Source organism: Actinomyces weissii (genome assembly GCF_016598775.1).
GTDB lineage: Bacteria > Actinomycetota > Actinomycetes > Actinomycetales > Actinomycetaceae > Actinomyces > Actinomyces weissii.
Window position 1 is genome coordinate 212,081 of sequence record NZ_CP066802.1, and the last position, 14,931, is coordinate 227,011.

At 71.4% G+C, this 14,931-nt stretch carries 9 protein-coding genes; 7 read left to right on the forward strand and 2 right to left on the reverse strand.

What is annotated here, in order from left to right; genetic code table 11:
- Positions 1-38: 38 nt before the first annotated feature.
- The 5 genes from lysX to JG540_RS00955 all read left to right on the forward strand — a co-directional run bounded on the left by lysX (position 39) and on the right by JG540_RS00955 (position 8,928).
- Positions 39-3,257: a bifunctional lysylphosphatidylglycerol synthetase/lysine--tRNA ligase LysX gene (lysX, locus tag JG540_RS00935; RefSeq protein ID WP_200276146.1), complete on the forward strand. Its 3,219-nt coding sequence runs from the start codon at positions 39-41 to the stop codon at positions 3,255-3,257.
- Positions 3,258-3,310: 53 nt separating this feature from the next.
- The gene (locus JG540_RS00940) at positions 3,311-4,090 is read left to right on the forward strand and encodes a DUF998 domain-containing protein (RefSeq protein WP_234042837.1); all 780 of its coding nucleotides are present in this window, start codon (positions 3,311-3,313) and stop codon (positions 4,088-4,090) included.
- Positions 4,083-5,069: an alpha/beta fold hydrolase gene (locus JG540_RS00945; protein WP_200276149.1), complete on the forward strand. Its 987-nt coding sequence runs from the start codon at positions 4,083-4,085 to the stop codon at positions 5,067-5,069. Before JG540_RS00940 ends, JG540_RS00945 begins: the two co-directional genes overlap by 8 nt.
- 297 nt (positions 5,070-5,366) lie before the next feature.
- Positions 5,367-8,066, forward strand: coding sequence for an ATP-dependent Clp protease ATP-binding subunit (locus JG540_RS00950; protein WP_200276151.1), 2,700 nt, complete (start codon positions 5,367-5,369; stop codon positions 8,064-8,066).
- Positions 8,067-8,250: 184 nt separating this feature from the next.
- A complete protein-coding gene (locus JG540_RS00955) occupies positions 8,251-8,928 on the forward strand; it encodes a TetR/AcrR family transcriptional regulator (RefSeq protein ID WP_200276153.1) in 678 nt (225 codons plus the stop codon).
- Positions 8,929-9,509: 581 nt separating this feature from the next.
- Here JG540_RS00955 and JG540_RS00960 read toward each other — a convergent pair.
- Complete coding sequence (locus tag JG540_RS00960; RefSeq protein ID WP_325133099.1) at positions 9,510-10,265, reverse strand: glycerophosphodiester phosphodiesterase family protein; 756 nt, start codon at positions 10,263-10,265, stop codon at positions 9,510-9,512.
- Between the two features lie 154 nt (positions 10,266-10,419).
- On the opposite strand from JG540_RS00960, the gene JG540_RS00965 reads away from it, so the two are divergent.
- Complete coding sequence (locus tag JG540_RS00965) at positions 10,420-12,603, forward strand: NAD(+) synthase (RefSeq protein ID WP_200276157.1); 2,184 nt, start codon at positions 10,420-10,422, stop codon at positions 12,601-12,603.
- A gap of 2 nt (positions 12,604-12,605) precedes the next feature.
- On the forward strand, positions 12,606-13,481 hold the full coding sequence (locus JG540_RS00970) for an HAD family hydrolase (protein WP_200276159.1): 876 nt from the start codon (positions 12,606-12,608) through the stop codon (positions 13,479-13,481).
- Positions 13,482-13,547: 66 nt separating this feature from the next.
- Here the strand turns inward: JG540_RS00970 and JG540_RS00975 are convergent, their stop codons facing one another.
- Positions 13,548-14,918 carry a serpin family protein gene (locus JG540_RS00975; protein ID WP_200276161.1) on the reverse strand — a complete coding sequence of 457 codons (1,371 nt, stop codon included), beginning with the start codon at positions 14,916-14,918 and terminating at the stop codon, positions 13,548-13,550.
- Between the last annotated feature and the right edge of the window lie 13 nt (positions 14,919-14,931).

Sequence of the window (14,931 nt, forward strand, 5' to 3'; positions counted from 1 at the left end):
CCCCGCACAAGACCCTTAAGGCAGAAGGACCTGGACAGATGACGACCAGTAGGAGACTCAAGGAACCGCTGCTGGTGAGGGTACTGCCTGGGCTGCTATACGCCATCGCTGTGCTGGCGCTAGTTAGCAGCGTGCTCAGTGGCGTGCCGGTCGTGGAGCGGGCCACGGGCTTCCTGCTGACCTGGGTGGTTCCCCTCCCGGTGCTGGACTGGTTCTCCGCGATCGTCACCTTCCTACTGGCTGCGGGCATGGAACGCCGTAAGCGCACCGCCTGGAGGATCCTGGTCTTCCTGGCTGGCCTGCACGCGGTCCTGCTGGCGCTGACGCTGCCCACGCTGCTGCTGGCGGACCTGGCGGCGGAGGCGGAGGAGTACGACCCGTTGGTGGTGTACGTCCTGGGGGAGAACCTGCTACTGCTGGTGGCGGTGCTGGTGGTCCTGTTCCTCTACCGCAGGTACTACACGGTGCGCTCCCAGCCAGGCAACCTCCGCCGGGCGACATTGGCATTCCTGCTCCTGGCGGGCACGGTCACCGCCGTCGTCATAGTGGCAACGGGGCTGCTGGACGGCTTCGGCGCGGAGCAGATGCTGTCCCTGCTCACCGGTGAGGGTCCCCAGGGCTGGCTCACCAGCCTGCTGGGGCTGGGGTGGGCACTGGCCTTCATTCTGGCCTTCTGGATGCTGCTGCGCTCCCAGAAGGAGGACGCGCGTATCAGCACGGAGGAGGAGCTGCGGGTACGTGAGCTGCTGGCCGCCCACCCGCAGGACTCCCTGGGGTACTTCGCCACCCGCCGTGACAAGTCAGCCCTGCTCAACGAGCACGGTGGCGTCACCTACCGCGTGAGCCTGGGAGTGGCGCTGGCCTCCGGTGACCCCCTGGGTGACCCGGTCACCTGGGTGTCCTCCGTCCAGTCCTTCCTGCGCCACGCCGCCGCCTACGGCTGGACCCCCGCCGTCGTCGGGGCCTCGGAGGCGGGTGCCCGGGCTTACCTGGAGGCCGGTCTGCGGGCCCTGCATATCGGCGACGAGGCTGTGCTGCGCTCCGCCACCTTCCGGCTGGACGCCCTGCCTGAGGTGCGGCGGGCCGTGCGTCACCTGAGCCGGATGGGCTATACCGTGCGCATCCGCCGTCACCGCTCGATCCCTACCGAGGAGCTGGCCAGGCTCGGCGCCCTGGCAGACAGTTGGCTGGCCGGGGAGCCGGAGCGGGGCTTCTCGATGGCGCTGGGCCGCCTGGCTGACCCCGCTGACGGCTACTGCGTGATGGTGGAGGCCCTGTTCCCGCCGCAGGACCCGCGCGGCGAGGTGGCGGCCCTGCTGTCCTTCGCCCCCTGGGGCGCGGACGGGCTCAGCCTGGACGTGATGCGCCGTCACCCGCAGGCGGACAACGGCGTGAACGAGCTCATGGTCTCCTCCTTGATGGCGCAGGGCCGGGAGCTGGGAGTGACCCAGGTGTCATTGAACTTCGCCGTGTTCCGCTCCGCCTTCACGCAGGGGGCCCGCCTGGGGGCTGGGCCCTTCCAGCGGCTGTGGCGGCGTCTGCTGCTCCTGGCCTCCCACTGGTGGCAGCTGGAGTCGCTCTACCGCTCCAACGCCAAGTACGAGCCCGATTGGGTGCCCCGCCTGGTCTGCTACCACGACGCCGGAGACCTGGCCCAGGTCGCCCTGGCCACCGCCGTCGCCGAGGGCTTCGTGACCGTGCCCCGCTGGTGCGCCCCGGAGCAGACGGCGCAGCCTCGCCGTTGCGAGGGGTGCTCCGCCCAGCTCCTGGCGGCCACGGTAGGGGCTGTGAAGGCTCGCGGTGACACTGGGCCGCGCCGCTCCCGCCAGCAGGAGGCCCGGCTGGCCTGCCGGGCGAGCATGCTGGAGCAGGGACTGGCCCCGTACCCCGCCAGCGTGCCGGTGGACGCCCGCTGCGCGCAGGCCGCAGGCGGCTGCACGGTGGCGGGCCGGGTGCTGGCCGTGCGTGATCACGGCGGCGTCGTCTTCGCGGACCTGCGGGACTGGAGCGGGGACCTGCAGGTGGTGCTGGAGACCGGCCGGGCCGGGGGCCAGGCCGTGGACCGCTTCCGCCGCCTGGTGCGGGCGGGAGACCAGGTGGCCGTCACCGGCGTCCTGGCCGCCTCCCGTACCGGCACGCGCAGCCTCCTGGCGGACACCTGGCAGATGACCTCCAAGGCCCTGCTGCCCCTGCCGGACAAGCGCCGCGGGATCCGCGACCCGGAGGCCCGGGTGCGGCAGCGTCACCTGGCCCTGATAACCAGCCAGCGCCAGCGCCAGATGCTGGTGGCCCGCTCCCAGGCGGTGCAGGCCGTCCGCAACACCCTGCTGGAGCGCGGCTACCTGGAGGTGGAGACCCCGATCCTCCAGGCGGTGCACGGCGGGGCCAATGCCCGGCCCTTCCGCACCCACATCAACGCCTACGACCTGGACCTCTACCTGCGTATCGCCCCTGAGCTGTACCTCAAGCGGCTGATGGTGGGCGGCCTGGACCGGGTCTTCGAGATTGGGCGCAACTTCCGCAACGAGGGTGCCGACGCCACCCACAACCCCGAGTTCACCATGCTGGAGGCCTACCAGTCCTACGGCGACTACCACACCATGAAGGACGTGGTGCGAGACCTGACCATCGCGGCGGCTCAGGCCGCCCTGGGCACCACCGTGGTGCGCGGCCAGGTCGGCGGAGTGGAGCATGAGATCGACCTGGCGGCCCCCTGGCGCAGCGTCACCGTGTGCGACGCCGTCTCCGCCGGGTTGGGTGAGCCGGTGGACACCAGCACCCCGGTGGAGGAGCTGCGCGCCCACGCAGGCCGCCTGGGAATCAGCTGCGACCCGCGCTGGGGCTGGGGCGAGCTGGTGCAGGAGCTGTACGAGCACCTGGCGGAGGGCACCACGGTGGGCCCCACCTTCTTCACGGACTTCCCGGCGCAGACCTCCCCCCTGACCCGCCCGCACCGCCAGGACCCGGTGCTGGCCGAGCGCTGGGACCTGATCGTCTTCGGGGCGGAGGTGGGCACGGCTTACTCTGAGCTGGTGGACCCGGTGATCCAGCGCGAACGGCTGACCGCTCAGTCCCTGGCCGCCGCCGACGGGGACCCGGAGGCCATGGAGCTGGACGAGTCCTTCCTGCAGGCCCTGGAGCAGGGCATGCCGCCCACCGGCGGGCTCGGGGTCGGCCTGGACCGGCTGGTCATGATGCTTACGGGGGCCTCCATCCGGGAGACCATCGCCTTCCCCCTGGTCAGGCCGCAGCGATGAGCGGCCCGCGCGCCACCCGGCCCGCACCGGCGGGGCAGCCTAGACAGCCTGAGGTGCCTGGGCGGTCCGAGGGTGCTGAGCGGTCCGCCAAGTCCGGGCCGACGGCGCAGCCGCGGCAGACCGTCAGGGGGCCGGGGCGGGGCCAGGTGCAGGAGCGGGACCTGGGCCGGGGCCAGGTGCAGGGCCAGGACCAGGGCCGGGGGCGGCTGCTGTCCCGGCTGCTGGCCGGGCTGGTCGTGGTCACCTACAACAGCTGGGTGCTCTGGTGGCTCAACGACGACCCCCTGGTCATGCACGGCTACCTGTCCGAGCTGGCGGCCCAGGACCAGCCCTACCAGTGGCTCTTCCGCCTGGGTGACCTGCTGGCCGCTGTCGGCTTCCTGCTGACGGCCTGGTGGGGGCGCCGCGCCTGGAGTCACTGGCTGGGTCCCTGGGCGCGGTGGGTGGCTGCGGCCGTAGCGGTGGCCGGGCTGGGTACGGCCCTGGACGTCTCCTGCAACCTGCCCTGTGCGGAGAGCCGGGACCCGGTGTGCGCCGCCACCCCCTACCTGGTGCGGCACCTGCACGAGCTGGCCTCCGTGCTGGTGGGGGCGGCGCTGGTGGCGGCTATCGCCCTGGTGGCCTGGGCCCTGGCACGGCGCGACGGCTGGGGGTGGCGGTCTATGGGGGTGGCGGGCCTGGCCCTGCTGGTGTCCGGCCTGATGGTGGGCAGCGTGCTGCTGCCCCTGGTCCTGCCTGCCTCCCGGGGCCCGGTGCAGGCGCTGCAGGTGCTCCTGTGCTCAGCCTGGGTGGCGCTGCTGGCGCTGCGGCTGGAGGGCGCGGGCCGTGCGTGAGCTGCGAGGCGCCGGTAGGTCGGCTGCGGTGGACAGGCCGGTGGCTGGGGTGCCAGCTGCCTTGACGACGCCGTGGCGGCGCCGTCTGCTGGGGCACTGGGTGGTCTGCTGGCCGGGGCACAGCGCGAGCCGGTCATCGGAACGGTATCAGGAACAGGCCCAGGGGCAGGCGCAGGACCCGGTTCAGGAGCAGTTCCGGGAACCTGCCCAGGCACCGACTGTGCTGCTGCTCAACGGCTGCGGGCTGGGTGCGGCCAGCTGGCAGAAGGTGGTGGACGGGCTGGCGGGACACCGGGTGATCGCCGTCGACCGGCCAGCCTACCAGGGCGGGTACAGCGCCCCGCCGCCCAGCCTACCGGGGCTCACGCGCCTAGTCTCCCGGCTGCTGCAGGAGGTGGCTGCGGGACCGGTGGTGGTGGTCGCCCACTCGATGGCGGCCTTCCAGGCGGAGGCCCTGGCCCGTCTGCACCCGGAGCAGGTGGCGGGGGTGGTGCTGGTGGACCCCTCCATGCTCTCCCGCCGTCTGCTGCGCCCCCTGAGTCCGCGCACCGCCCGCCGCGCCAGCAGCCTGGTGCGCCTCGCCCTGCACTGTCCGCCGGTGCAGGTGATAGCGGCCGGGGGCTGGCGCGAGGCCTTGAGGTGGCAGACCCGTGACCCGCAGGCGGTGGTGGTGGAGCCCTGGGCGGGCACCTGGGCCGGTCCTGAGGCGCTCGCGGACGCCGCCGCCCAGTGGCTCTCCTTCGGGGGGCAGGTGGAGGCGCTCTGGCAGCTGCGGGCACGGCAGAAGCGGTCCTGCCAGGTGCCTGCCGTGGTGCTGGAGGCGCCGCCGGTGCCGACGTCGCAGCAGGTTACGGTGCTGGCGGACGCCTTCAGGACGCTGCGCCGACGGCGGGTGCCAGGCAGCCGCCACCTGCTGATGCTGGACGCCCCCCAGGTGGTGGTGGCTGAGGTCAAGCGGCTGCTGCAGGCGGCTAGCTAGCCCCTGCGGGCCTGGTGCGCTCCAGGAGACAGTCGCATGCACCTCACCGCAGCCAAGCTAGCCCTTGCAGGACTGGTGCGCTCGCAGTGCCCGGGGTCTGCTGGGACCGGCTCCCGCAGGCCCGGCGCGTACCAGCTGCCGCTGCTCGCCACCGCACCGCAGGGTCGCCGTCGTGACCGTCAGCACCACACCCTCAGAAAAGTTGAGTGGAATAGACTCAACCTGCTCGCGGTTGGACCCCACAGAGCCGCCACCCCCAGCCTCGGGTAGCGCGTAACTGCTGAGGAGAGCACGCAGATGGACACCAATTACACCACCCGCTCACAGGAGGCGATCGCGGGCGCCATGCAGGCCGCCGCCGCGGCAGGCAACCCCCAGGTCGAGACCGCCCACCTGCTGGTCGAGCTGCTCGGTCAGCAGGACGGCGTAGCCTCCGCCCTTCTGGCCGCCGCCGTCCCGGACCCGCAGGCCCGCACCGCCGTCGGAGCCGCCGCCCGCCGCACCTTGACCGCCCTGCCCGCCAACGCCGGCAGCACCGTCACCCGCCCCCTGCCCTCCCGTGCCCTGCTGGCCGCCCTGGAGGCCGCCGCCAAGGAGGCTGAGCAGCTGGGCGACGAGTACGTCTCCACCGAGCACCTGCTCATCGGCCTGGCCGCCGCCCCCGGCAGCGACCCCGTGGCCAAGGCCCTGGCCGAGGCCGGGGCCGCCCCCCAGGCCCTGCGCGCCGCCCTGCCCCAGGTGCGGGGCAGCAGCCGCGTCACCTCCGCCAACCCTGAAGGCACCTACAAGACCCTGGAGAAGTACGGCACCGACCTCACCGAGGCCGCCCGCGAGGGCAAGCTGGACCCTGTCATCGGCCGGGACGCCGAGATCCGCCGCGTCATCCAGGTACTCTCGCGACGCACCAAGAACAACCCGGTGCTGATCGGCGAGCCCGGCGTCGGCAAGACCGCCGTCGTCGAGGGGCTGGCCCAGCGCATCGTGGCCGGGGACGTGCCCGAGTCCCTGCGCGGCAAGCGCCTGGTGGCCCTGGACCTGGCCGGGATGGTGGCCGGGGCCAAGTACCGCGGTGAGTTCGAGGAGCGGCTCAAGGCCGTGCTCAAGGAGATCAAGGACTCCGACGGCGAGGTCGTGACCTTCATCGACGAGCTGCACACCGTGGTCGGCGCCGGGGGCGGCTCTGAGGGCGCCATGGACGCAGGCAACATGCTCAAGCCCATGCTGGCGCGCGGCGAGCTGCGCCTGGTGGGCGCCACCACCCTGGACGAGTTCCGCGAGAACGTGGAGAAGGACCCGGCCCTGGAGCGGCGCTTCCAGCAGGTCTTCGTGGGCGAGCCCTCCGTGTCCGACACCGTGGCCATCCTGCGCGGTATCGCCCCCAAGTACGAGGCCCACCACCAGGTGACCATCTCCGACGGCGCCCTGGTGGCCGCCGCCCAGCTCTCCGACCGCTACATCACCGGCCGCCAGCTGCCCGACAAGGCCATCGACCTGATTGACGAGGCCGCCTCCCGCCTGCGCATGGAGCTGGACTCCAGCCCCGTGGAGATCGACGAGCTGCGCCGCCGCGTGGACCGCATGCGCATGGAGGAGTCCTACCTGGCCGACTCCGCCCAGGGCGACGGCGAGGACGAGGCCGCCGTCGAGCGCCTGGAGCGCCTGCGCGCCGAGCTGGCCGACGCCACCGAGGAGCTGACCGCCCTGACCGCCCGCTGGGAGAAGGAGAAGGCCGGGCACAACCTGGTCGGTGAGCTGCGCGCCCAGCTCGACGAGCTGCGCACCAAGGCGGACCTGGCCGAGCGTGAGGGCCGCTTTGAGGAGGCCGGGCGCCTGCGCTACGGGGAGATGCCCGCCCTGGAGCGGCAGATCCGGGAGGCTGAGGCCACGGAGGGTGGCGCCGCCCGCAGTGAGGGCGGGGCCGAGCAGGCATCCCCGGCCGAGCCGATGATCGCCGAGAAGGTCGGCCCCTCGCAGATCGCCGAGGTGATCGCCTCCTGGACCGGCATCCCGGTGGGGCGGCTGCTGCAGGGCGAGACCGAGAAGCTGCTCCACATGGAGGAGGTCATCGGACAGCGCCTGATCGGCCAGCGGGCCGCCGTGGTGGCGGTCTCCGACGCCGTGCGGCGCTCGCGGGCAGGGGTCTCTGACCCGGACCGGCCCACCGGCTCCTTCCTGTTCCTGGGCCCCACCGGCGTGGGCAAGACCGAGCTGGCCAAGGCCCTGGCGGACTTCCTGTTCGACGACGAGCGCGCCATCGTGCGCATCGACATGTCCGAGTACTCCGAGAAGCACTCGGTAGCCCGCCTGGTGGGGGCGCCTCCCGGCTACGTGGGCTACGAGGAGGGCGGCCAGCTCACGGAGGCGGTGCGCCGTCGCCCCTACTCGGTGGTGCTGCTGGACGAGGTGGAGAAGGCCCACCCGGAGGTCTTTGACATTCTCCTGCAGGTGCTCGACGACGGCCGCCTCACCGACGGCCAGGGCCGCACGGTGGACTTCCGCAACGTGATCCTGGTGCTGACCTCCAACCTGGGCAGCCAGTTCCTGATCGACCCGGTCATGGGGCCGGAGGAGAAGCGCGAGGCGGTTATGACCATGGTGCGCTCCTCCTTCAAGCCGGAGTTCCTGAACCGGCTGGACGAGACCCTGGTGTTCGACCCGCTGAGCAAGGAGGAGCTGGCCCGGATCGTGGACCTCCAGCTGGAGCGGATGGCGGCGCGCCTGACCGACCGGCGCCTGGCCCTGACGGTCTCCCCGGCCGCGCGCGAGTGGCTGGCTGACGAGGGTTACGACCCGGCCTACGGGGCCCGGCCGCTGCGCCGCCTGGTGCAGCGGGAGATCGGGGACCGCCTGGCCCGGATGATCCTGGCGGGGGAGGTCTCTGACGGCCAGGAGGTCCTGGCGGACGTGAGCCCGGAGGGGGTGATGGCGGGCCTGGTGCTGTGTGCGCAGGGTGCTCCGGTCTCCCGTAGCGCCCGCACCGCCGCCAGCGCGGAGTGAGGCCAGCCTATTAGGGCCGCTGGTCAATAGGTGTGGGGTCGCCTTTGTGGCGACCCCATACCGCTTTGGTAACTACCGGTGGATTGAGTGGCTCCTCCTGCAGCCACTATCTGGCGTAAATACAAGGATCGCTCTAGGTATATAATTCTTAGGAAGCACTTAACAAGCATGTAAGACTGTGGTCATGGCATCTTTCATTGAAGGCAAGGACGCCGTTGTAGCTGCCCCCGTACGCCGTGGTCCGGGCCGCCCGCCGGCAGGCTCGGAGGACAAGCACGCCCGCGTCCTCGACGAGGCCGTCAAGCTCTTTGGCTCTGCCGGGTACGCCGCCACCTCCCTGGCGGACATCGCCAACGCGGCGGAAATCTCCAAGGCCGGGCTCCTGCACCACTTCCGCTCCAAGGAGGAGCTTTTTGTGGAGGTGCTGCGCGCCCATGAGGAGGCGGAGAGCAAGGCGGTGCCCTTTCCCGGCGGGGACAACCCCTGGCTGGTACTGACCGCCTGGATCGAGCGGCTGCGCCACAGCCTGGCCTGCCGCGAGCTCGCGGCAGTCAACGTGGCCATGAGCGGCGAGGTGCTGCAGATGGGGCCAACCGCCCGCCAGTGGAAGACCCAGCGCCTGGAGGCGGAGGTGACGGCGCTGGCGGAGTGCCTGGAGCGGGGCAAGACGGCTGGCTTCATCCGTCAGGAGGCGCCCTCCTGGGGCCTGGCCCGCACCGTGGTCGCCCTGACTGACGGCCTGCTGGTGCAGTGGTTCTGCGCCACCGACGGCGGCGTCGAGCAGGCGGAGGCGCGGGGCGCGGACGTGCTCTCGGAGCTGAAGCTCTACGTGGACATGCTCAAGGCCCGCTGGGCACTCTGAGCCCTCCGGTCGCACGGCGACTGGTGCATTTCGGCGCGAGAGGTGCGGGAACACCGCACCTCTCGCGCCGTTCTGCACAACTCGAAGGGCGACGACGGTGCCGTCCGCACGCCTCTGGGGGGCTACGTCACTCCACGCCTGCCGGTACAAAAACCGAGGCCTCGCACCGGAGTGCGAGGCCTCGTCGTCGGATACGGGGGCGCGGTCCCTGATTCGCGTCATCCCCGAGCACTGCGGTAGGTCAACGGAGTCCCTGATCTCCTCGTACCGTCTTGTGTTCCGACCCCTAAAGCATAAAGGGGCCACCGGTCGGTACGCATCTTTCAGATTGGCGTAATTCCGCCAATCTTCAGATTCTCCTCATTACAGTTATGTCACAGGGCCGGGCCGCCTCGTAACAGATAGGGCAAGGGGCAGGGGGAAGCCGCTGGTGGTAGGCCCTGGTGGCGTCCGGCCACAGCCCGCCGCGCCCACCCGCCCTGCTCAGGCAAGGCAAGTGCCAGCAGGTGCCTGCACGGGTCAGGGTCCTGCGTGGGCCAGGTATTCCACGTCGTGCGAAGGCCTGGCTCCGACTACCCGCCTCAGATCCCGGCGCGGGCCAGGTCGCCCAGCTCGTGCACCCGGTCCGTGAACACCCCGGTCACGCCCCAGCTGAACAGCTCCTCGGCGCGCTCCCGGGAGTTCACCGTCCACACGTTCACGCCGTAGCCCAGGGCCCGGATCTCCTCCACCCGGCCCCGCTCCAGGCCCTCGTCCGCCGGGTTGACGGCCTCCGCCCCCAGCTCCTCCACGTAGGAGCGCCAGTCGTCCAGCAGCAGCCCCTGCTCCGTGAGCAGCGCCAGGCGGGTGCCCGGACGACGTCGCCCCACCCGGTCCAGCAGCACCGGGTTGAAGGAGGACACCAGCACCTGCCCCCCGCCGCAGGCCGCGTGCTCGTCCAGCAGCGCCGCCACCCCGTCAACCAGCCGCCTGCAGGCCGCCGCCCCCGCCTCACAGGACTTGATCTCCACGTTCACGTGCATGCCGTGACGGCGCACCACCTCCAGGCTGGCCGCCAAGGTCGGCAGCCCCTCCCCGGCAAAGGGCCGGGAACCGTCCGCGGCCTGGAACCAGGAGCCCGCGTCGATCCCCGCCAGGTCCGCCGCCGCCAGGTCGTAGTAGCTGCCGACGCGGTCGGTGGTGCGGTCCAGCCGCGAGTCGTGGATGACGATCACGGTGCCGTCGCCGATCACGTCCACGTCCAGCTCCACCCACTGGGACCCGTGGCGCCCCGCCAGGTCAAAAGCCGCCAAGGTGTTCTCCGGGGCCAGGTCCCGCGCCCCCCGGTGGGCGATCACCAGCCTCTGCCTCTGCGGGGCGGGTCGCGGGCACGGGGCGGGCGGGAAGGCGGAACTCACTGGCGCACTCATAGAGTGATCGTGCCACGAAAGGCCGCACCTTTGAGTGCCGGTCCCCATGGCTGCGGGCCGGAAACGTGACAGACTCCCGTCCATGAGCCAGCTCCTGAGTGAACGTCCCACCATCGCCTTCCGCTCCGCCTACGACCAGGGCTTTGCGCGGGTGGCGGCCGTTACCCTGCCGGTGGTGCTAGCCGACCCGGTCTCCAACGCCCAGGCCGTCATCGAGCAGGCCCGCAGCCTCAGCGCGCAGGGCGTGTGCCTGGCCGCCTTCCCCGAGCTGTGCCTGACCGGCTACTCCATAGACGACCTGTTCCTTAACGAGGTGCTGCTGCAGGACACCCTGGCCGCCATCGAGTCCCTGCGGGCGGCCACCGCCGAGCTGGGCACCGCCCTGGTGGTCGGCGCCCCCCTGCGCGTCGGCAACCGCGTCTACAACTGCGCACTGGTCATCTGCGGCGGCCAGGTGCTCGGCGCCGCCCCCAAGTCCTACCTGCCCAACTACCGTGAGTTCTACGATAAGCGGTACTTCGCCGCCGGGGACAGCCCGGAGGAGGGGCGGGTCACCCTCCCAGGGGTGCGCCAGCCCTCCGGCAGCAGCCGCCAGGGCCCGTCCGGCCCCGGCGAGCACGCCGACGCCGTCGTCCCCTTCGGCCCGGACCTGCTCTTTGAGGTGGAGGACGTGCCCGGGCTGGTGTTCCACGTGGAGGTCTGTGAGGACATGTGGGTGCCGGTACCCCCCTCCTCCATGGCCGCCCTGGCCGGGGCCAACGTGCTGCTCAACCTCTCCGGCTCCCCCATCACCGTAGGCAAGGCCGAGGACCGCAAGCTCCTGGCCCGCGCCTCCTCCGCCCGCAACCTGGCCGCCTACGTGTTCGCCGCCGCCGGGCAGGGTGAGTCCTCCACCGACCTGGCCTGGGACGGACAGACCTTCGTCTACGAGAACGGCGAGCTGCTGGGGGAGACCGAGCGCTTCCCCGAGGGGCCGCGCGCCACCGTCGTCGACGTCGATATCGAGGGCATGGTGGCGGAGCGCCTCCGCCAAGGCAGTTTCGACGACAACCAGCAGACCTTCTCCCGTGCCGCGGGCACCGACCACCGCAGCACCTTCACCAGCCCCTCCCGCTTCCGCCGCCTGTACGTCAGCCGCGAGCTCCTGCGGGTGCCTCGCACCGACATCGGCCTGCTGCGCACGGTGGACCGCTTCCCCTTCGTACCCGACGACCCGCAGCGCCTGGCCCAGGACTGCTACGAGGCCTACAACATCCAGGTGGCCGCCCTGGCCCAGCGCCTGCGCGCGATCGGCCTGCCCAAGATCGTTATCGGCGTCTCCGGGGGCCTGGACTCCACCCACGCCCTGATAGTCGCCGCCCGGGCGGTGGACCGGCTGGGCCTGGGCCGGGAGCACATCCACGCCATCACCATGCCCGGCTTCGCCACCAGTGCCGAGACCAAGCAGAACGCCCTGGCGCTGGCCCAGGCCCTAGGCTGCCACGTCGAGGAGCTGGACATCCGGCCCACCGCCACCCAGATGCTCACCGAGATGGGGCACCCCTACGGGCGGGGTGAGCGCGGCCCCGAGGTCTACGACGTCACCTTTGAGAACGTCCAGGCCGGGCTGCGCACCGACTTCCTGTTCCGTATCGCCAACCACCGGGGCGGCATCGTGCTGGGCACCGGGGACCTGTCCGAGCTGGCCCTGGGCTGGTGCACCTTCGGGGTGGGGGACCAGATGGCGCACTACGGCGTCAACGCCGGTATCCCCAAGACCCTGATCCAGCACCTGATCCGCTGGGTGGCCTCCGAGCACCTGTTCAACGAGGCCGCCAGCCAGGTGCTGCTGGCCGTTCTGGACACGGAGATCAGCCCCGAGCTGGTGCCCGCCGCCGACGGCGAGCCCATGCAGTCCACCCAGGCCAAGATCGGCCCCTACGCGCTGCAGGACTTCCACCTGTGGCACCTGCTGCGGCGCGGCTCCCGCCCCAGCCGGGTCGCCTTCCTGGCCGAGAAGGCCTGGGCGGACGCCAGCGTGGGCGCGTGGCCCGCCGGGCTGCCCGAGGCGGAGAAGGTGGCCTACGACCTGGCTACCATCCGCAAGTGGGAGCTGGTGTTCCTCAGGCGCTTCTTCTCCAACCAGTTCAAGCGCTCCACCCTGCCCAACGGCCCCAAGGTGGTCTCCGGCGGCTCGCTGTCCCCGCGCGGGGACTGGCGCATGCCCTCGGACTCCAGCGCCACCGCCTGGATCGCCGAGCTAGAGCGCAACGTCCCCCAGGACTGAGCATGTGCGCGCTGGCAGTGGATGCTCCTGGTACCCCGGACAGTCTGGCGGCTCCGGGGGGCACAGGGGCAGGGGACGCCCCCACCCGGTACGTGCTGTCCACGGACCTGGACGGCACCATCATCTTCGACGCCGCCGTCAGCCCCGCAGACCTCCAGGCCCTGCGGCGCTGGCGGCAGGCCGGCAACCTGCTGGTGGTCAACACCGGCCGCTCCGTGGCGGCCCTGGGCAGCGCCCTGGCGGGTACCGGAGTCGAGTTCGACTACGCGGTGCTGTACACCGGGGCCGTCACCACGGACGCCGCAGCCCGCCCCCTGTCCGTCAACCCCATGCCGCAGGGCGTGGTGGAAGCGGTTATGGAGGAGCTGGGGGATGAGCCTGGGCTGCGGGTATTCACCACCACCCTGGAGCGGGACTATATCCTCCACGACGGCCTCCCGGGCGTGCCCAGCCTGCTGACACTCTTCTCCCCGGCGACGCTGGCGGACCTGGCGGGCCGTACCGTAATCGGGATGCCCTTCCAGGCGCGGCGCGAGTCCGTGCTGCAGCGCGTGCAGGACCTGGCCCGGCAACGTCTCGGCCAGCAGGTCTGGGCCGTACGCAATCAGGACTTCGTGGACTACGTGCCTGCCGGGCACACCAAGGGCACCGGGCTGGCACGCCTGGTATCGGACCTGACGGCACCGGGTGGCCCCTGCGAGGGGGAGCGGTTGGAGACCTGGAGCATCGGTGACTCCTGGAACGACATACCCATGCACCGAACCGCTGACCACTGCGCCTGCCTGCCCTGGTCCCCGCCGGAGGTCAAGGCGGTCTGCGACCAGGAGGTACCCTCCCTGTCGGCCCTGGTGGACGAGGTGCTGGGGGCACGGGCCTAGGCGCTCCGGGGCCGAGGCCCCGGCAAGGGGCGGACGGGGAGCATGCTGACCTCCCCGGGGCTGCGCCTAACCGGCAGCCGCCGAGGCCGGGTCCATGACTGCGGCCTCGAACACGGCCAGGCCGCTGCCCAGCTCCACCACCCGCAGCACGAAGGGGTGGTCCACGAAGAAGTCCACCGGCCTGGTATCGGGCTCCAGCGGGGCGGCGAACTCCTTGACGCTTATCTCGGTAAGGGCGGCCCCGAGCGTCCCCGGCTCCAGGACCTGCAGGCGGACCTGCTGAACGGCCTGGTCCACCTCCAGGTTGTTGCCGATATGCGTCAGGTGGTTCAGCTCCACCCCCAGCTGCCTCAGCTCGGCCAGGAGGTTTACGGCCTCGGTGCGCAGGTCCAGGCGGGGCAGGCGCAGGTTGACCTGCGACAACTGCGCCTCAGGGCCGCTGAGGGCCTCGGTGGCCTCCTGCCAGGTGTCCAGTGGCAAGGACCCTAGGCCGCCGGGCTCGTCCGGCAGGACCACGTCCAGTGCCAGGCCCGGCCCCTGCTGGCTCGGCGTGTAGGGCAGGCGCACCGCCCGCCACCCGGGGCCGGCTACCAGGGGCAGGCTGAGTGTGCCCGTCATAAGGTCCGCCTGGCTGAGGGACCCGTCCAGGCGGTGGAAGTCCTGGCGCTTCTGGGTCTGTTCTCCCTCAAAGGGGCTTTCCCACCGGGCCGCTAGCAGCAGGGCGTTCTGTAGCACCAGCAGGTTGTTGCCAGTGACCTTGATACCGGACTTGTCGATAAGCCCACCGGTGTGCAAGCTGGCCCAGGCGTCCAGGGTCTCCTGCGCCTCCTGCACGGATACCTGGCTCACCGTGGCCCCGTACCAGCTGCGCACGGCTTCCGTGTACTCCGTACGAACCAGCTGCTTAGTGCCTATCTGCACCAGGTTGTTGGCGATGTGCAGCAGGGGGGTGTCCGGGAGCACATCGGGCTTGAAGCTCTTCAGGGTCTCGGTGTCGGCGGTGTCCAGGCGTTGTAGGGCCTGCAGGGCGGCGTTCCAGCGGGTGTCCCGTTCATCTGCGCCTGCCTGCGTGTCCGTCCCGAGCAGCAGGGGGGCGACGCCGTCGCCAAGCCTGTCCGCCTGGGTGTAGAGCATGGCCAGGGTCAGGCTGGTGCCTGCCGGGCTCAGCAGGACGTTGCTCGTGCCTGACTTCCGCAGGCGGTGGGCCAGCTGCCGGGCGCTTAAGGCGCTGGAAGCCCGGGCGACGCTGCTTGCGGGGCCCGCCGTAGACGGCGCACCGGCGGGCCCTGCTGGCGCCGGGGGACTGCCAGCAGGTGAGGTGGAGCAGCCAGCCAGGGCCACCAGCAGTCCGGAGGCGGCTAGTGCCTGGGAGGTGTGCAGGACCCGCCTGCGGCTGGGACTAGCTGGTCCAGGTGCCCCGAGGTCGTTTTCGCCCATGTGCCCAGTATGC

Coding starts and splice junctions, on each gene's coding strand:
- lysX (WP_200276146.1), top strand. CDS start 39: ATGACGACCAGTAGGAGACTCAAGGAACCGCTGCTGGTGAGGGTACTG.
- JG540_RS00950 (WP_200276151.1), top strand. CDS start 5,367: ATGGACACCAATTACACCACCCGCTCACAGGAGGCGATCGCGGGCGCC.
- JG540_RS00955 (WP_200276153.1), top strand. CDS start 8,251: ATGGCATCTTTCATTGAAGGCAAGGACGCCGTTGTAGCTGCCCCCGTA.
- JG540_RS00965 (WP_200276157.1), top strand. CDS start 10,420: ATGAGCCAGCTCCTGAGTGAACGTCCCACCATCGCCTTCCGCTCCGCC.
- JG540_RS00970 (WP_200276159.1), top strand. CDS start 12,606: ATGTGCGCGCTGGCAGTGGATGCTCCTGGTACCCCGGACAGTCTGGCG.
- JG540_RS00975 (WP_200276161.1), bottom strand. CDS start 14,918: ATGGGCGAAAACGACCTCGGGGCACCTGGACCAGCTAGTCCCAGCCGC.